20 protein-coding genes and 1 tRNA gene are annotated in these 18,140 nt (G+C 49.4%); 2 read left to right on the top strand and 19 right to left on the bottom strand.

Translation table 11 applies throughout. The annotated features are described in order from the left end of the window. Positions 1-45 precede the first annotated feature (45 nt). Positions 46-996, top strand: a complete 951-nt coding sequence (locus M2404_RS04250; RefSeq protein ID WP_259238486.1) for a hypothetical protein — start codon at positions 46-48, stop codon at positions 994-996. Between the two features lie 77 nt (positions 997-1,073). On the opposite strand, the gene M2404_RS04245 is transcribed toward M2404_RS04250, so the two are convergent. The 16 genes from M2404_RS04245 to M2404_RS04170 all read right to left on the bottom strand — a co-directional run bounded on the left by M2404_RS04245 (position 1,074) and on the right by M2404_RS04170 (position 15,919). Beyond that, complete coding sequence (locus tag M2404_RS04245; protein ID WP_259238485.1) at positions 1,074-1,484, bottom strand: DUF2784 domain-containing protein; 411 nt, start codon at positions 1,482-1,484, stop codon at positions 1,074-1,076. 102 nt (positions 1,485-1,586) lie between these two features. Next, complete coding sequence (locus tag M2404_RS04240; RefSeq protein ID WP_259238484.1) at positions 1,587-2,798, bottom strand: NAD(P)/FAD-dependent oxidoreductase; 1,212 nt, start codon at positions 2,796-2,798, stop codon at positions 1,587-1,589. Positions 2,799-2,881: 83 nt separating this feature from the next. Further along, on the bottom strand, positions 2,882-3,472 hold the full coding sequence (locus M2404_RS04235) for a uracil-DNA glycosylase family protein (RefSeq protein ID WP_259238483.1): 591 nt from the start codon (positions 3,470-3,472) through the stop codon (positions 2,882-2,884). Then, a complete protein-coding gene (locus tag M2404_RS04230; RefSeq protein WP_259238482.1) occupies positions 3,465-3,806 on the bottom strand; it encodes a gamma-glutamylcyclotransferase family protein in 342 nt (113 codons plus the stop codon). Before M2404_RS04230 ends, M2404_RS04235 begins: the two co-directional genes overlap by 8 nt. A gap of 116 nt (positions 3,807-3,922) precedes the next feature. After that, positions 3,923-4,399: a DUF6644 family protein gene (locus tag M2404_RS04225; protein ID WP_259238481.1), complete on the bottom strand. Its 477-nt coding sequence runs from the start codon at positions 4,397-4,399 to the stop codon at positions 3,923-3,925. A gap of 6 nt (positions 4,400-4,405) precedes the next feature. Next, a complete protein-coding gene (locus M2404_RS04220) occupies positions 4,406-4,792 on the bottom strand; it encodes a DUF6152 family protein (RefSeq protein WP_259238480.1) in 387 nt (128 codons plus the stop codon). Positions 4,793-4,824: 32 nt separating this feature from the next. Next, positions 4,825-5,187, bottom strand: coding sequence for a DUF2200 domain-containing protein (locus tag M2404_RS04215; protein ID WP_259238479.1), 363 nt, complete (start codon positions 5,185-5,187; stop codon positions 4,825-4,827). 129 nt (positions 5,188-5,316) lie between these two features. Continuing rightward, positions 5,317-5,580 (bottom strand): hypothetical protein, encoded by a 264-nt coding sequence (locus tag M2404_RS04210; RefSeq protein WP_259238478.1) that lies wholly within the window; start codon positions 5,578-5,580, stop codon positions 5,317-5,319. 186 nt (positions 5,581-5,766) lie between these two features. Next, entirely contained in the window at positions 5,767-6,369 is a 603-nt protein-coding gene (leuD, locus tag M2404_RS04205; protein ID WP_259238477.1) for a 3-isopropylmalate dehydratase small subunit, read from the bottom strand. Next, entirely contained in the window at positions 6,366-7,799 is a 1,434-nt protein-coding gene (gene leuC / locus M2404_RS04200; RefSeq protein WP_259238476.1) for a 3-isopropylmalate dehydratase large subunit, read from the bottom strand. The genes leuD and leuC overlap by 4 nt, the downstream gene beginning before the upstream one ends. Beyond that, complete coding sequence (gene leuB / locus M2404_RS04195; protein ID WP_259238475.1) at positions 7,799-8,887, bottom strand: 3-isopropylmalate dehydrogenase; 1,089 nt, start codon at positions 8,885-8,887, stop codon at positions 7,799-7,801. Before leuB ends, leuC begins: the two co-directional genes overlap by 1 nt. A 2-nt stretch (positions 8,888-8,889) precedes the next feature. Further along, the gene (gene leuA / locus M2404_RS04190; protein WP_259238474.1) at positions 8,890-10,467 is read right to left on the bottom strand and encodes a 2-isopropylmalate synthase; all 1,578 of its coding nucleotides are present in this window, start codon (positions 10,465-10,467) and stop codon (positions 8,890-8,892) included. A gap of 318 nt (positions 10,468-10,785) precedes the next feature. Further along, complete coding sequence (locus M2404_RS04185) at positions 10,786-10,983, bottom strand: hypothetical protein (protein ID WP_259238473.1); 198 nt, start codon at positions 10,981-10,983, stop codon at positions 10,786-10,788. A gap of 28 nt (positions 10,984-11,011) precedes the next feature. Further along, on the bottom strand, positions 11,012-12,136 hold the full coding sequence (locus M2404_RS04180; RefSeq protein WP_259238472.1) for an ABC transporter permease: 1,125 nt from the start codon (positions 12,134-12,136) through the stop codon (positions 11,012-11,014). 1 nt (position 12,137) lies between these two features. After that, positions 12,138-14,852 carry a ribosome-associated ATPase/putative transporter RbbA gene (gene rbbA, locus M2404_RS04175; protein ID WP_259238471.1) on the bottom strand — a complete coding sequence of 905 codons (2,715 nt, stop codon included), beginning with the start codon at positions 14,850-14,852 and terminating at the stop codon, positions 12,138-12,140. After that, positions 14,849-15,919, bottom strand: coding sequence for an HlyD family secretion protein (locus M2404_RS04170; protein ID WP_259238470.1), 1,071 nt, complete (start codon positions 15,917-15,919; stop codon positions 14,849-14,851). The genes rbbA and M2404_RS04170 overlap by 4 nt, the downstream gene beginning before the upstream one ends. Before the next feature lie 395 nt (positions 15,920-16,314). Here M2404_RS04170 and M2404_RS04165 point away from each other — a divergent pair. Continuing rightward, positions 16,315-16,401: transfer RNA gene (locus M2404_RS04165), tRNA-Leu, on the top strand. 115 nt (positions 16,402-16,516) lie between these two features. Here M2404_RS04165 and M2404_RS04160 read toward each other — a convergent pair. The 3 genes from M2404_RS04160 to M2404_RS04150 form a co-directional block, all read right to left on the bottom strand. Then, positions 16,517-17,428, bottom strand: coding sequence for a hypothetical protein (locus tag M2404_RS04160; protein ID WP_259238469.1), 912 nt, complete (start codon positions 17,426-17,428; stop codon positions 16,517-16,519). A gap of 73 nt (positions 17,429-17,501) precedes the next feature. Then, a complete protein-coding gene (locus M2404_RS04155; protein WP_259238468.1) occupies positions 17,502-17,846 on the bottom strand; it encodes a hypothetical protein in 345 nt (114 codons plus the stop codon). Continuing rightward, a complete protein-coding gene (locus M2404_RS04150) occupies positions 17,839-18,057 on the bottom strand; it encodes a type II toxin-antitoxin system Phd/YefM family antitoxin (RefSeq protein WP_259238467.1) in 219 nt (72 codons plus the stop codon). The genes M2404_RS04155 and M2404_RS04150 overlap by 8 nt, the downstream gene beginning before the upstream one ends. Positions 18,058-18,140 lie beyond the last annotated feature (83 nt).

The raw sequence follows: 18,140 nt of genomic DNA, 5'->3' as shown, positions 1-18,140 counted from the left end.
TTAACATTTTACCGTTTTTTTAACAAACACTTTTAAAGGATTAGTATGAACAAGTCAGTGATAGCGTTGGTTGTGGTAGCTGTAGCCGCAGGCGGCGGATTGTATTATGCCAATATGCTGGCAGAAGATGCCATTAAGCAGCAGATTGAACAGGCAAACCAAAGCTACCGCGACCTTGCCGACACCGGCGAAATGCCACAATTTTCATTAGCGTATAAAGATGTGTCGGCTAACGTACTTACCTCAAGTTACAGCATCAGTGGCCTGGAAGTTACCATGGCAGAGCTGGGCCAGGTTGCCACTATCGAGCTTATCACGGCTAAAGGTGTTAAACCGCAAAGCCTGGCTGACAAAGCCAGTATGCAAATCACCGGCATTAAAGCCGCCCCTGCCGCATTACAATTACTGCCGCCCCATATCAGCGCCTTTGTACAAAGCATAGCGCTGCACGGTGATTACAGTTATGAGTATCAGGCCAATGGCCAACTGTTATTTAGCCAGCACACCCGCATTAATGACGAGTTTAGCCTGAGCTATGACTTTACCCTGGCGCAAATGCAGCAATTCTGGCAATACGCTAAAGAATTCAGCGCCATGTCACCAGAGGAGCAGCAAGCACTTACCGTTAGCGAAGACTATGTACAGCAGGTAATGGCTAAACTGGCTACCGGTGCATTAAACAGTGGCAATATTACTATTGAAAATAAAGGTTTTATTGAGCGTGCTATTGCTATGGCAGCCGAACAGGGCCAGGCACCGGATCTGAAAACCATACAAGGCATGGCGCTACTGAATATTTCAATGCTGGAGCCTTTGCCACAGCCAATGAAAGACAGCCTGACAGCCTTTGTTAATAAACCGGAAAAGTTAAAACTGACATTTAGCTTTGCCGAGCCATTGCAGTTTGAACAACTGGCCAGCGGAGAACCGATGCCAGGCCTGGAAACACCGGAAGCGATGATTGAATACGCCAATCTGAAACTGACGGCTAATTAAGATACGCCTGATAAGCCGGCTGCCCCGCCGGCTTTTTTATTTAAACGCCAAACTACAGTTTTGCCAGAGCTATTCTGTTAACCGCCGCGCCGGCTGGCCTGCGGCGGTACTAAAAACCAACTCACTGCCACCAACCCACCAAAGCCGGTATACAACACCATAAAAACCCAATCCGGCGCCGTGTAATACAGCAAGCTTTGCAGCCAGTGCTGAATAAAGGAACCGGCATAAGTCGCTGCACCGGCCTTTTGCCGCAACGCCATTTCCCAGATGGTTAACGGGCAAATAACTCCAAGCCACGACTGCAGCACTACTATGCCTATTGCGCTTAAATGCAGGATGCGAAAGGTGCGGTTTCTAACCCAACGCCAATTGAGAAAATAACCCAGGTAAATAGCAAGCAAACCCAATACTACGAATAACACAAACAAAAAGTGCAGCGTTAAAATGAAATCGGCAAGCCCCAGCAGTAACGACGCTTTTGACATACAGATCCTCCTGTAAGCTAACGCAGCAACAGTGTGCTGGCTTTACATTTTCAAACAGCGCAGGCTTGCTTACTGCAGCTAGTCCACTTTATTACTGCCAAACTAACTCAGCCGTGAAAAACCAAATAATGGCACCAGTGGATGGCTACGCCCTTCAATAGTGGCACGCAGTAAACCTGCACCTATCATGCTGTAACTAATACCATTGCCGCCATAAGCCATGGCAAACAGCACCCTCGGGCCCCATTGTTGATGTTCGCCAAAAAACGGCAGACCATCTTTAGTTTCGGCAAAGGTGCCGCCCCAGGAAAACGCCGGGCGCAATGTTAGCTGCGGCAGCAACTTCTCTACTTTTTTCACCAGCCCTTTCGCTTTGCTTTCCACCCTTTTATCACGACGCGCCGGTATGTCGATATCGTCGTCATCACCACCCACCAGTAAACGGTTATCACCTGTGGTACGCATATACAGATATGGCCGGGCCGATTCCCATGCCATAGTTGACGCTAACCAACCCAGATCGTCTTCTGCCATAGGATCGGTAATAAACGCATAGCTACTACGATTTTTTGCCACCGATTGCTTCAGCCATTTTTGCGAAGCGTAACCTGCCGCCATTATCAGGTGTTTAGCATGGATCTGATGCCCCTCCGGAGTACGCAAAGTTACCTTATCTGCGGTGGGTTTAATGCTGGCAATTACCGTACGGTCAAACACTCTGCCGCCGCGATCTGCCAGGCGCAGTAATAACCTGGATGCCATTCGATAGGGGTCAACACAGCCGGCGTGTTTGCTGAGAATGGCGCACGGAGCCTGGATACCAAATTGTGCTTTCACGTTATCCGCATCCAGCCATTGCAGAGCAAACTGGTGCTTTTTCCGCAGCAGATATTCCTCACGTAACGCCGCTTTGTCTTTGCGTTTACTGGCGTAATAAAGGCTATGCTGCATGCTGAAATCTACATCAGCCAACTCATTCGCTAACTTACCGATATCTGTAATTGCCGCAGCACATGCCTTATAAGCCAGCACGGCCTGGGGTTCACCGTACATTGCGGCTAAATCGACCATATGGGTATCAATTTCATATTGCAGCAGCGCTGTACTTGCTGCAGAACTGCCCCAGCCGATATCGCGCTGCTCTGCCACGACGGTGTCAAAACCATGCGTTGCCAGCTCATCGGCAATCAGTGAGCCGGTAATACCTCCGCCCACAACAACGACATCACAATGAATATCAGCCTGCAATTGCGGAAAGGCGCACATCAGGCCGTTTTTGATGGCCCAGAAAGGGTAGCCACTTTTCAGATCCATCCGTCTGTCCTCAGGTAATTGTGCTTATTAGCATAATGTTATTATGGCTTACTAAGCACAGTACGCTGATTAGCCTGACAAGGCTATTGCCGTTTCAGTAACAAAACCTCTTTCACCCGGGCCTGTAGCTTTGGTAACAGCTGCCCGGCAAACCAGGGGTTGCGTTCTAACCAGATATTATTGCGTGGGCTGGGGTGTGGCAGTGGGATGATGTCTGGCCAGTAATCCTGCCAGGACGCTACAGTATCGGTTACCGATAATTTGGCTGCCGGTAAATGATAAGCCTGTGCATACTGGCCTATCACCAGAGTGAGTTGTAACTGTTTTAGTGGTTTTAATAATGCCTGACGCCAGGCAGGGGCACATTCTGGCCGGGGTGGTAAATCACCACTTTTGCCGGTACCGGGAAAACAAAAACCCATCGGCAATATCGCCACCAGTTTGGGGTTATAGAATTGCTCTGCGCTCAAACCAAGCCACTGCCGCAACCGCTCACCACTGGCATCAGCAAACGGCAAGCCTGCGTCATGCGCCTTTCGCCCCGGTGCCTGGCCAGCAATTAAAATACGCGCCTGAGGGTGCCACTGCAAAATGGGCTTGGGCCCCAGCGGTAAATGCGCTGCGCACAGGGTGCAGTGGCGCACATCTTCAGGCAAACTCAGCTGTTCAGGCATGCTTAGCTGCCGCATATATCCAGCACTCAGTACCGGATTTTAGCGTCGCTTTTACCCGCACATAAGCATCGACCTCGTAATCATCCGCCTGGGCCAGCTCGGCATCAGTCAGCTCAAATACCGTACCCGACACTTCATCGGTATTATTACCGCTAAGGCGTAAAATCGGGTGCAATGCCTTGCCGCTTTCGCGCAGTACGCGCTCGTCGGTTATTTCTACCTCGCCGATAATATAGCCCTGCAAAATATCTTTGCTGCCGCTTAACTCGCGGCCAAAGTTAGCCAACTGGACATTTTTTTGCTGCAGGGTGCCGTAAGAAAATAGTTTGGCCATAGTTACCTTGCTCAGTGTTGAGTGTTGAGTGTTGAGTGTTGAGTGCGATAAGTTTACTGCTGCCGTGGGCTAAGGTACAGCGCCTTTCCGGCTGCAAACCGGGCCCTACGCCAAAGCTAGACAAATGCTATCCAGCGGCCAGCAGTGACAGCAGCAAGCCACAGCGTAAGTGAGATTAAGGCGCTAAGTTTCAGCAGCAAGGTAGCTGGCTGGCCAGCCAGAATAGCGCGCCAGGGCGGCAGGCTATGCACCAGCGCTACATTAATCAGCGCCAGACTGATCAGTGCCAGTTTTAGCAGAAAAGCGCTGTTGCCAAGATAGTGTGCAGGCTGCACGCTAAACAGCAACACCCCGGTTAGTATCGCCAGCATAACGCCACACGCCGCGACCCGGCTTAATAATGGCGCCAGTTCGCTAAGGCTGCCCCGCTTCATGATGCTTAAAATACGTAAGTCGAGCGTGATAATACTACCCACCAGCAACCCCAAACCCAGAATATGTGCTGAGGCTACCAGCGGATAACCGATATCCGACTGGCGCAGTGCCGATGCTAACGCCGTATCGCCCAGATTAAGCAACAACGCCGTCAGCATTACGGGCTAGTCCTCACGCAGTAATTCCGGGTAAAAGGTATATTGCTTGTTATTAATAGTGGCACGTACTGCTTTGATAATATGTTCATCTTTGTTATCAGAGCGGTGGCCGCGGATCAGCACCGTATCACCGGTTTTGGCTTCGCCTTCAACAAAACCGGCAGCTTTAGTTTGCCGGGGGTTACCTAAGTCTACCTGCCAGGGGCCGGTATCGGTTTCAATCATCAGCCGCGGGTGAGGCGGGCCAATAAACACCTCTGTAATGGTGCCGGTCATTTCTGTTTGTTTATCTTCGGTCCAGTTCCAGCCATGGTGCGCTGCCACTTCGGGTAACCAAAGCAGTATCGCCGCCAGAGCGCTGATAACTGTAATTGCCATGTTTTTGCTACGCATATATTTTGCTCCGTCGCTAAATTAAACCTGCCTTATGACCTCAGAATCTTTCCCATCTTGCGGCCTTTTGCAAGTTCGTCTACCAGTTTATCCAGGTATCTGACCTGCCTGGTCAAGCTAGTTTCAATTTCTTCAATTCGATAGCCACAAATTAAACCCGTGATCAGGCTTGCTTTCGGATTGATCGTAGCCTCAGAAAAGAATTTTTCAAAGGTAGCCTGATTTTCCATCAGACGCTGCAAATCTGTTGCTTCGAAACCAGTAAGCCATGCTATCACTTGATGTAATTCTGCTATGGTTCGCCCTTTCTTTTCAACTTTCGCAACATAGTGTGGATAAACAGAGGAAAACGTCATGTTCGCGATTCGCTCGTCGTGTTCTTTGGTTGTTTTCATACGAGGACTTCCGCTTGTTTAGCAATGATTGAACCCCATAGTTTAGGATTTCAACAAGGCTAATGCCAAATTCAGCCATGTAGTACGCGCAGCCAAAACGGTGATGCAGCCTTTGCTGTTATGTGTTTGCTAACTTTCATCAAGAATATCTTGGGCTGATTCTTTAAGCCATTCATCTGCATATTCCTCTTGCAGCAGCCACCTGGCTAAAGGCTTAGTTAATGGATTATCTCGTCGTTTCAGCTGGCAAAGCGCAATGGTCGCGCAATTTGGTTCAGAAACGTAATCTTTAACCAGCACTATGAGAGTTTCGTCGGAAACCGATACCCATTCAGGTTCTGATGGATACAAAAACTGAATTTCGTTTGCTTGCGATAGACTCAGTTCTTTCATATCCACAGCTTCAATCTTCACATTTAGTTTACACACCAAGCCAGCAACTCGTTACGAGTAGTTCCTAATTTATAACAGGTAGATTGCATAGGCCGCAATATAAAAAACACCTCAGGGCAGATATGCCGCTGAGGTGTTTGTGTTAGCTCTCAGCCCGTTGGATCGCAGCTGATAAAACCTTAGCGCTTACCCCAACCAGGGTTGGCTGGCTTTGCGGCTTTGTTCGTAGTCGGCAATTTGTGAGTTTAACTGCTCGCTTGAGCCGATAAAATCTAGCCCGGACAGCAGCCGCTGCTTAATATCGGCATCGATATTAAAGCCCATGGCAGCATTGTTGCCGAACATGATTTCCTGGCTGGCCAAATCAATTTGCCACTGCTGCGGGCCTTGCTGGCAGCGGTTAAATAACAGCTCGACATTGGTTTTACTTAACTGAATTAACAACATTGCGTTGTTAACACTGTTATTAAAGAAAATATCGGCAAAGCTTTCAGCAATAATCACGGTAAAACCGTACTGTTTAATGGCCCAGGGCGCGTGTTCGCGGCTGGAGCCACAGCCAAAGTTAGCGCGGGTCAGTAAAATACTGGCACCCTGGTATTCCGGCTTATTAATAACAAAGTCCGGGTTTGGGGCGCCATCGGCCAGATAGCGCCAGTCATAAAACATCGCCTCGGCAAAGCCATCACGGCTAACACTGGTTAAAAACTGCTTTGGAATAATCTGGTCAGTATCAACGTTGTTTTTATCCAGCGGGCATACCAGGCCCTGTGCAAATATCTTACTCATGCCTGTTCTCCTGCTGTTGCGGCTGCGATATTAACAAACTTACCGGCAATCGCAGCAGCTGCAGCCATCGCCGGGCTAACCAAATGGGTGCGCGCACCGCGGCCCTGGCGGCCTTCAAAGTTACGGTTTGAAGTAGAGGCGCAGCGCTGGCCGGCTTCTACTCTGTCGTCATTCATACCCAGGCACATACTGCAGCCCGGTTCACGCCATTCAAAACCGGCGTCTTTAAAAATACTGGCTAAGCCCTCTGCTTCGGCCTGGCGTTTTACCACGCCCGAGCCTGGCACCACCAAAGCGCGTACACCGGCAGCGACTTTTTTACCCCGCACCAGGCTTGCCGCAGCGCGTAAATCCTCTATCCGGCTGTTGGTGCAACTACCAATAAACACTACATCTACCTTGCAGTCGGTCAGCTTTTGACCCGGCTCCAGCCCCATATAGGCCAGCGCCCGTTCGGCGGCATCGCGCTTGGTGACGTCAGTAAAGCTGCCAGGTGCCGGTACACTTTGATCTACGGCCATGACCTGCTCGGGGTTGGTGCCCCAGGTAATTTGCGGCGTAATAGTGGCAGCATCAATCTCCACTACAGTATCAAACACGGCATCGGTATCAGAATACAGGCTTTGCCAGTACTGCACGGCGGCGTCCCAATGTTCGGCTTTGGGGGCATGCGCCTTGCCTTTGATATAGTCGAAGGTGATTTGATCCGGCGCTATCAGCCCAGCCTTGGCGCCCATTTCTATGCTCATATTGCACAGCGTCATCCGCCCTTCCATGCTCATAGCGCGGATAGCACTGCCGCTAAACTCAGCAACATAACCATTGCCACCGGCAGTGCCCAGTTTGCCTATTACCGCCATAATCACATCTTTTGGCGTAACATGGGCACTTAATTGCCCGTTTATTTCTACTTTTAACGTTTTGGCCTGCTGCTGTGGCAGCGTTTGCGTAGCCAGTACGTGTTCTACTTCTGAGGTACCAATACCAAAAGCCAGGGCACCAAAAGCACCGTGAGTAGAGGTGTGCGAGTCACCGCAAACGATGATCATGCCAGGCTGGGTTAGGCCCTGCTCTGGCCCTATCACATGCACTATGCCCTGATCCGGGTGGGTTAAATCCAGCAATGGAATACGGTTTTCTTCGCAGTTAGCCGCTAAAGCTTCCAGCTGTTTGCGTGAGGTGTCACCGGCGGCGTCGATACTACGGCGTTGCGTTGAAACGTTATGATCCATAGTGGCAAAGGTTAAATCGGGCCGGCGCACGCTGCGGTTAGCCAGTTTTAAACCGGAAAACGCCTGCGGCGAGGTAACTTCGTGAATTAAATGCCGGTCAACGTACAGTAAGTCGGTGCTGGGGTTTAACTTACCCACCACATGGCTGGCATAGATTTTTTGATACAGGGTTTTCGCGTTAGCAGTAGCCTGGCCCATTATTGGTTCTCCTGGCGCAAAGTGGCCACAATAGCTGCACCAACCGCAGCCGTGCCGTAAGTAGATTTAGGGTTAATATCGCGCGTTACTATATGTTGCTCCAGGCAGTGCTGCACAGCCTGTTCGATAGCGCAGGCGGCGTCTTCCTCACCAAAGCTGTAGCGCAGCATTAAGGCGGCACTTAAAATTTGTGCTATCGGGTTGGCAACACCCAAGCCCGCGATATCCGGCGCGCTGCCACCGGCTGGCTCGTATAAGCCAAAGCCGCTGCCGTTTAAACTGGCTGACGGTAACAGGCCTAAACTACCGGCAATGGCGGCAATTTCATCAGATAAAATATCGCCAAACAGGTTATCGCACAGCAATACATCAAACTGCTGCGGGCTGCGGATTAACTGCATAGCGGCGTTATCAATATACATATGCTCCAGCGTTACACCGGGGTAATTTTTTGCCACCCGCTCTACCGTTTCACGCCATAAAATACTGGTTTGCAGCACATTGGCTTTATCAATCGAGGTAACTTTATTGCTGCGCTTTGTTGCTGCTTCAAAAGCGACTTTGGCAATGCGTTCAATCTCGCGCACGCTGTAGCGCTGGGTATCAAAGGCATCGGTTTCAGTGCGACCCTTTTCACCAAAATAAATGCCGCCGGTCAGCTCGCGTACACACAGTACGTCCATACCCAAGCTGCTAACACGCGGGTGCAATGGCGATAAATCGGCAAAGGCCGGGTAAATCTGGCCTGGGCGTAAATTGCAGAATAAATCGAAGGTTTTTCTAAGTGGCAATAAAGAGCCGCGCTCGGGCTGTTTATCCGGCGCTAAGCCGGTCCATTTTGGCCCACCGACTGAGCCAAATAAAATCGCATCGCTTTGTTTGCACAGTTTCAGCGTGGCGGCGGGTAACGGTTCACCGGTAGCATCTATTGCTGCACCACCAACTAAGGCCGGGGTTAAGGTTATGCCGAACTGAAATTTATCGGCTACTACCTGTAATACTTTTTCAGCCTCTGCCATGACTTCCGGGCCTATGCCATCACCGGCTAATACCGCGATTTTATAATGTTTGTTGCTCTGTGTACTCATTACTATTCCCCTGCGGCAATCTTGTTGGTGTTCTGACGGGCGTGTTTGTGGGCATCGATAGTTTGCGCACGCTGGATCATATTCAGCACATGCACATAGGCCAGCACCGAGCTGCGTACAATGTCGGTAGCCAAACCGGCGCCATGAAAACGGCGGCCTTCATGCTCGGCAATAATATCTACCTGGCCCAGTGCATCTTCACCGCTGCCTTTGGCCTGTAAGTTAAAATCAACCATCTTGATATTCAGTTTGCTGATGCGGGCAATCGCACTAAAAGCTGCCTCTACCGGACCATTGCCGGTAGCCGCTTCGGTAAACACCTTATCGCCACAGCGCAGGCCAACCGTAGCGCTTGCCACATGGCCGGTATGGGTAGACGAGCTTAAAAACTCCAGCGCGTAGTAGTCGTTTTGCTCTTGCATGTTTTCAAAAAACACCAGTGCTTCTAAGTCATAGTCGAACACCCGGCCTTTTTGGTCTGCCAGTGCGACAAAGCTTTTGTACACCGCTTCTAAGTCATAATCGCCATTGGTGTAGCCTAATTCAGCTAACCGATGCTGAATAACATGGCGGCCCGAACGCGAGGTTAAGTTCAGCTCGTTCTGGCGAATGCCGACTTGCTCCGGCGCCATAATCTCATAGGTATTTTGTGCTTTTAGTACGCCGTCCTGATGAATGCCGGAGCTGTGAGCAAAGGCATTTTCACCAACAATGGCTTTATTCGGTTGAATGGGCATATTACAAATTTGGCTGACTAAGTGGCTGCTGCGGTAAATCTCGGTAGTTTTAATATCAGTGTACAACGGCGCCAACACGTCTTTGCGGGTATTGATAATCATCGCCACTTCTTCCAGCGAGCAGTTACCGGCGCGCTCGCCAATACCGTTTACCGTACATTCAATTTGCCGTGCTCCGGCCTGAATGGCGCTGATGCTGTTGGCTACCGCTAAGCCTAAATCGTTATGGCAGTGCACACTTAAGCGGGCTTTATCAATATTCGGCACTTTATTACGCAGCGTGCTGATAATGGCAGCAAACTCGTTTGGTATCGTATAACCGACGGTATCGGGGATATTAATGGTAGTGGCACCGGCAGCAATGGCGCGTTCAACAATCCAGCATAAATCATCAATTGGCGTGCGGCCGGCATCTTCACAGGAAAATTCAATATCGTCGGTATAACGGCTGGCCAGTTTAATACACGCTACGGCCTGCTCGCTGGCCTGGGCCAGAGTTTTGCGCAATTTATATTGTAAATGCAGCGGTGAGGTGGCAATAAAAGTATGAATACGGCGGCGCTCGGCATCTTTTAACGCTTCGCCACAGGCTTCAATATCAGCACTTACTGCACGGGCCAGGCCACAAATAATCGGGCCTTTTACTTCACGCGCTATGCGCTGCACTGAATCAAAATCGCCCGGGCTGGATACCGGAAAGCCAACTTCCATTACATCAACATTCAGTCTGGCAATGGCATGCGCCAGCTGAATTTTTTGTTTCTGGCTTAAACTGGCGCGCAGTGCCTGCTCGCCGTCACGTAAGGTGGTGTCAAAGATCCAGATTTTGTTATCGCCGCTCATCTTGTGTTTCCTGTTCCGTTGTCTCGGTTTAGATTGCAACCTGTGGCGGGGGCTTCAAATGCAAAAAACCCCGGCCAGTGGCACGGGGTTTTAGCTTTATCGGTTCGTTACGTTTTTACCAATAAGCAGCACCCCGCGCGCCGGTGAGGAGCACGAGGAGGCTAATTGTAGAAACGCGACGGTTGTTAAAATTCATTAATTGCTCTGTTCATTACATTGGTTAGCAAAACGCCAATAGTAATAGCATGGTTATTTTTTTTCTGCAACAGTATAGATGGCTAAATAAGAACATATTACGGCCCGCTATCTACTGCAGTTTTATTTTTCATCTGACTCTGCTTGGTTAAAACATCTTCTGATCTGTGGCCAAAATGCGGCAACTGCAGCAACTAACACAAATAGAAAAATGGCAATAACCATTTGTATCACTTCAAAATTATTAGCTTCCCGCGAGACAAACCAACTGGCGACACCTCCCCCTGCAATCAGAAAAAACCGTGCTAACCAACTCAGCATTTTGATACCTCCTAAACTAAGTCCATTATTATGCCATCTGGCTGATGGCTTTACGAAAACGCGATAACGAAAATAAGAACAAGCAACTGCCGATAAGCAACAGCCACAAGAACTGTGGCCATACCACATCAATACCCGCCCCCCGGTATAAGATAGCCTGAGCCTGGCTGACAAAGTGGGTGGTTGGCGCAGCCAGCATAATATTTTGAACCAGTTCAGGCATGCTTTCTCTTGGTGTAGAGCCGCCAGACAACATTTGCAGTGGTAGTAATATCAATACCATTAACATACCAAACTGCGGCATATTACGCGCCAGTGTCGCCAAAAATATGCCCATTGATGTGGTTGCAAACAGGTGCAACGCCGCCCCCGTTAAGAATAGTGCAACTGAACCTTCTATCGGCACCTGTAATGCCCCCTGAATAACGACGGTCAGTGAAAAAGCCGCCGCGCACAGCACCACCAGCCCCATCGACCAAACCTTAGCCAGCATAATTTCGGTAGGAGTTACCGGCATGACCAACAAATGCTCGATAGTGCCATGCTCGCGTTCACGAATAAGAGCGGCACCGGTAAGAATGATCGATAACATGGTAACGTTATTAATAATTTGCATTACCGAGCCAAACCAGGCTTTTTCCAGCGTTGGGTTAAAGCGTACGCGCAGTGCCAGCTCAACCGGCTCAGCCGTTTCTCCGCGTTGGTGCTGCAAAAACTCAGCGATTTCAGTCATTACAATTTGCTGTACATAACCACTGCCGCTAAACGCCTGGCTCATACGTGTTGCGTCGGTATTTAGCTGTATATTAGTTATGTTGCCAGCCAGAATATCGCTTTGAAAACCCGGCGGAATATTCAGCACAAAGGTGTAACGCCCGGCATCCATACCTGCATCGCCTTCAGCTAACGATATAAGCTCAGGAATAGTAAAATACGGTGGATAAAACGCCGATACGATGCGGGCAGAAAGCGCTGATGCATCTTCATCGACAATAGCGATGGGGGCTTTGTTCAGGGTATCTGGCATGGCGGTTGCGGCGGTATACACCGACAAGGTAAAAGTATACAGAATAAGAAACAGCATGATCTTATCGCGGCGCAGGCTCCAGAGCTCTTTAACGCCCAGGCGATAGATATTTATCAGATGGCGCATATCAACGCTCCTGCTTCTTAAGCAAGGCAATAGCCAGCCAGACAATAAGCGGAACAGCAATAAGCAGTGCAGTAAAAGCAGACTGCAAATCGTTGAACGTAAGCCCTTTATTAAACACTCCCCGGCTAATATTGATCATATGCGTTGCCGGATAAATTTCACCGATAAACCTGGCAGCCCCCTCCATTGAGGTTACCGGGTCCATCAGGCCGGCAAATTGCACTGCAGGTATCAAAGTGGCCAACATGGCAAAGAACATGGCAGCAATCTGGCTTTTGGTAACGGTAGAGGCCAATAGCCCCATGCCGGTGGCAACAATGCAATAAAGCACCGCAGCTAACAGCAAGGTAAAAAAACTGCCTTTTACCGGCACATTAAACAAGGTAACGGCCAGCAAACACATCAGTAAAAAGTTCAGCATCGCCAGCGCCAGGTAGGGCAATTGCTTGCCTAGCATAAATTCGGTTTTTGTTACCGGCGTAACATACAAATTTAGAATTGAACCCAGCTCTTTCTCCCGAACCACAGCCAGCGCCGTTAACATGGCCGGCATCATTAGCAATAACAACGGTATTACCGCTGGCACCATGGCAGGCAAGCTGCGTACATCCGGGTTATATCGATACAAGGTTTCAATACCTGCCACAGCCGTTGTGCTGTTGCCAGTGCGTAGCCTGGCTTGCCCGGCCAGCCAATGTTGATGTATGCCTTGCATATAGCCTTTTACCGTTTCGGCACGCTGCGGCATGGCGCCATCTACCCAGGCACCAATGGCAACCGTGTTGCCACGTTCCAGGTTACGGGCAAAACCGGCCGGGATTTCAATCGCCAAAGCCAGTTCGCCGTCACGCATGCGCTTATCCAGCTCGGTATAATCGGCCAGCGCAGGCTGTTCAATAAAATAGCGTGAGCCCGCCAGGCTTAAAGCGTAACTTTGACTGATAGCCGTTTGGTCCCGATCTAGTAACGCATAACGCAGATCTTCAACATCCATGCTTATACCAAACCCCATGACACACATTAGAATAAGCGAGCCAACCAGTGCCAGAGTGCTACGAACCGGGTCTCGTTGCAGTTCAAGCGCTTCGCGCCAGGTATAGCTAAACATGCGCTGAAAACTAAACACGGTGTTTTTTGGTGCGGTGCTGCTTTCTTGCACGTTAACGGTCGTGTCAGTGCCTTCTTCTGGCTGTGAGCCTGCGGCTTCTAACAGGTAATTGATAAAGGCCTCCTCCAGCGTGTCTTTACCGCGCTTTTGGGCAATTAACGCCGGGGTATCGCTGTCAAGCACTTTACCGGCATGCATCATGGACATACGGTCGCAGCGCTCGGCTTCGTTCATAAAATGGGTAGAGATAAAAATGGTTACTTTATCCTGCCGTGATAACGCGATCAGTAAGCGCCAGAAGTTGTCGCGGGCAACAGGGTCAACACCGGAGGTGGGTTCATCCAGAATAAGTAAGTCTGGCTTGTGCACCATGGCTACCGCCAGTGACAAACGCTGACGGAGCCCCAGCGGCAGGTTCTCGGGCAACTCGTTACGTACTGTAGATAATTCAAAACGTGCCACCATATCATCGACTCTGGCCGCGATATCTTGCTCAGGGACATGAAATAAACGGGCATGCAGTACCAGGTTTTGCTCTACAGTCAGTTCGCTATACAACGAAAAGGCCTGTGACATGTAGCCAACTTTAGTGCGGGTATTAATGTCGTCCGGGTTCACTTGCTGGCCAAACAACCAGGCTGTACCTTCAGTTGCAGGCAGTAAACCGGTCAGCATTTTCATGGTGGTCGATTTGCCACAGCCATTTGAACCAAGAAAGCCAAAAATTTCACCGCGGCGTATCCTGAAACTGACATTATCAACCGCCGTGAAGTCGCCAAACCGCATGGTTAAGCCCTGCGCTTCGATAGCGATATCTTCGTCCTGAACCTGCAAAGGTGTAATTTCTATGGGTTGGTGGTTACGTCTTTTTTGCTCGGGTAACAGCTTAATAAAAGCCTGTTCCAGGTTTGCCGACGCGGTGCTGTTGAGTATGTCCTGCGGGGTACCGGTAGCTAATACCTGGCCGTCATCCATTGCAACCAGCCAGTCAAATGCCTGCGCTTCATCCATATAGGCGGTTGCCACTATGACGCTCATTAGCGGCCGCTGATTGCGGATACGGCGTATTAACTGCCAGAACTGGCTGCGGGCCAAAGGGTCAACACCGGTGGTGGGTTCATCCAAAATTAGAAACTGTGGGTCGTGGATCAGCGCGCAGCATAAGCCCAGCTTTTGCTTCATACCGCCAGATAACTTTCCTGCCGGGCGCTGCAAAAATTTGTGCAAACCGGTGGCCCGGGTTAAATCGTCAATGCGCCGACGCCGCTCATTACAGCTATGGCCAAACAAGCGGGCAAAAAACTGCAGGTTTTCTTCTACCGACAACGTAGGGTATAAATTTTTGCCAAGCCCCTGCGGCATATACGCAATATGCGGGCATATTTTTTCGCGGTGTCTGCGGCTTGCCATACTGCCATTTAACACCTCAATTTCGCCCTGCTGAATTTCTCTGGCGCCGGCCAACAATGACAACAGGCTGGATTTTCCGACACCATCCGGCCCCAGCAAACCGACTATTTTTCCGGCGGGAATATCCAGGCTGATATTATCAAGGGCCTTGGCTTTACCATACTGCAGACTGACTTGCCTAACCCGGGCGACGGTCATGGCGAAACCCGCTCAGGCAGAGAGTCAGGCCACTGAGCATCTGCACTTAGCTTAACCCAGGCCACGCCCGGTAAGCCGGTTTTTACCTGAGCAATATGTTTTTGCAATAATTGCGGGCTTATTTGCGCTTTTACCCGAAACATCAGTTTTTCACGCTCACTGGCTGTTTCTACTGTTTTAGGCGTAAATTGCGCAACATCAGACACATAAGAGATCTGGGCCGGTATCGCCACATGGGGCGCTGCATCCAACACAATACTCACCTCACTGCCGATGGCTACCCGGCCTGCCTGAGCCGCAGGCAGAAAAAAGGTAATGTAAACATCGGTCAGATCAACCATATTCAATACCCGCCCCCCGCTTGCCACAATTTCCCCGGCCTGCGCCACGCGGTACTGAATACGCCCCGCTCGGGGCGCTTTTAAGACATTGTCTGCCAGCTCTACCTGCACCCGGTTAACCGTCGCCTCGGCAGCATCTGTAGCCGACTCTGCCGACAGGATCTGTGCATTAGCCGCTGCAATTGCGGACTCTGCCGCGTCTATCTGCGCTGAAGCAGCAATAACCGCTGCTTCAGCGCTGCGTAACAGTGCCTGATCATCATCTACCGCCTGCTGTGATGCTGCACCGGTTTTCGCCAAAGTGCTGGTGCGTCTGGCACGACTTTTGGTAGACGATAACTCTGCTTCGCGCTGCGCGTGTACTGCAACCAGCGCTGCTTTCTCGCTTTGGCGCTGCGCTAACTGGCTATATGCAGCCGTAACCGCATTAATCGCCTGGCGCTGCTGGGCCTGAGCTTGCTGTAATTGCGCAGTTAACGATTCAGAATCGATATACGCCACTATCTGCCCCGCCTGAACAAAGTCACCTTCATTTACCAGAATATCTCGGATCCGCCCGGCAGCTTTGGCAGAAATAGCTATTTCTGTCGCTTCTATCCGGCCATTACCTGAGGCAATATCAGATGGCAGACTGTCATTGGGCATAAAAGTGCGCGCCGCCAGCGCCAGCACTGCAATAACAACAACCAGCAGAACTGGTTTCAGCCAAGGCTTGGTTAAATTCATAAACGCAATGTCCTTAAAATTCTTATGACGCGACCAGGTTTAGCAGCAGTACTGAGTACTGCAGCAGCGCCGCTTACAGTTTGTAAACAACCTGTATACTGCAGTGTAAAAATAGTCTGCGGTCAGCGTCAAACAGCAAATGCAGCGAAAAGCAGAAAATTTAGGCCATTATTGATCCAGAACAACATTATATTAAGACAACGCGGCACCGCATAAACGCGTGCACCCCATCGCAGCTTGAATGAAGTGAAGATTACCGAACGGTACAAAACACCGGCTCCTGGGCACCTAACCGATAATTTCTGCAGGCAGAAACAGAAAATAACTTGCATAAAGTTGCAGGGTTACTTAAGATGCGCGCCGTCTTACCAAGCGTATTCACGCAAAACGACTCTGCCCGGGTGGTGAAATCGGTAGACACAAGGGATTTAAAATCCCTCGCTCGAAAGGGCGTGCCGGTTCAAGTCCGGCCCCGGGCACCATTTCTCTGCTGTTTTTATTACACTTTCCCCGAAGCATTCAATTTAAGACGCAATAGCTCAAAATAATGATATGTGATCACTCTTTTCTTTTGCTTCAAATCACTGCTTTTGTCCTCTACAAATAGGACTTTAACGCCTTCACCATCGCTGTAGCTTGCTGAATTTGCAATACAACTTCATCAAAGGTATTACAGACGAGATCAATATGAGGGGCCCGTGCTGCCACGGTTACCGATTTACCAGATCTTTTTACAGTCAGTTGCATTTCACTAATTTCATAAAATCTAGTAGCAATCTCATCAAAACGTTCATGCTGGCCGTGATAAATAATTTTTACTTGCTGCCCTCGTATTTGATGGACGATAACAATATTTTTTTGATGAGGAATCGGGTAAAAGTGCACCCAATCATGACCAGCAGCTCTTGGCTTTGCCGTTTCAGGGTTCAGGTCAGGGTAGTGATTTGCTACAAAATCTAAATAGGCTGTCGCAAAGGCGGTCATCCGCTGACAGACAACAGATTGATAACCCCGCCTGTTTTTTTCTACCGCCTCTTGCAGAAATGCAGCACGATACTGACTCCGAATATCAGCTTGCGCCTGAAAAAACGCAATGACTTGTTCATAAGATATTTCAACATCATAGGGTTCGGCATTTCTATCAACATAACTCTGCGGTGCAAACAAACAGGTGATGAACTTAGCCCATTCACCCTGCGCAATACCTTTCTCGCCGCGCATTTTGTAACGATCCCCTTGCTTAGTTTGCGCTGCAGCATCAATCTTATTTTCAATCAGAATCGCTTCAGGAACACCCGTTTCCGAAGTGAACTTTACGATCAAGTCTGACTCGCCAAGCAATGCTTCAGAAACAGAATGCCAAGCTCCAATAATTTTAATTGACGAGAGCTGTCGAGTTGCCTCAGATACAAACCAATTGGCAAAAGGCTGTGATACTAAAAACTCTTCCAGTATTAATAAATCTACATCACGTTCTGAGATGTTCAGGTAGGTGTTTAGTGCATTCATAGTTTATAAATTACTTTTTATTATCTATGGATAGCCATAACGCTAAGGGCAAATCCCATTTTTACCATTGGTGTTAAACCAGCAGCATCAACTCAAACAACAGCTTTTGCAGGCTCTGTCGACTATCCATCAGCAATAATAATTCGATACGTTGCTTTTGTTCATCGAGCCGGTAAAACAACAGATTATGCTGATCTACCTGCCACTGCCGGTATTCTGCAATACCCAACGCCAGCAAACGTTCGCTGATAGGTGCCAAGGTGGGATGGAGTGTCAGATCCTGCTTAATGCGCTGTTTAATATGCGCCAGCGTATTTTGCGTCAGAGTAGCGGAATACTTTTCGGTTAAAAATGCAGCAAGCCGCTGCTGCGATAATTTAAACAGCGGCGAGGCAACAATAGTGTAGGCGTTACTCAAATGCCTGATCCAGACTTAGCTCAGTACCTTGCAATGATTTTTCTGACAGCTTCAGTATTTTGAGCAATGCCAGAGTGTCTTGCTGAAACTGATAATCCTGATAAGACTGCACCACAAAAGCCGGTTTGCCATTTTTAGTGATCAGTAACTCTTCGCGCAGCTCCAGCGTATTGGCGTGCTCTTTTAAGTAGGTAATTGTTTCGGTTTGCATGACAACCCTTAAAAAGGTTTTATTAAGACTGATTTAGCCTAGCAGATAATCTTACACAGCACCAACTTAAGCCAGCTTGCGCT

The organism is Rheinheimera pacifica (genome assembly GCF_024809855.1).
GTDB classification, from domain to species: domain Bacteria; phylum Pseudomonadota; class Gammaproteobacteria; order Enterobacterales; family Alteromonadaceae; genus Alishewanella; species Alishewanella pacifica_A.
Note: the sequence above shows the minus strand (reverse complement) of the source record. Positions and strands in the feature narration are given on the sequence as shown.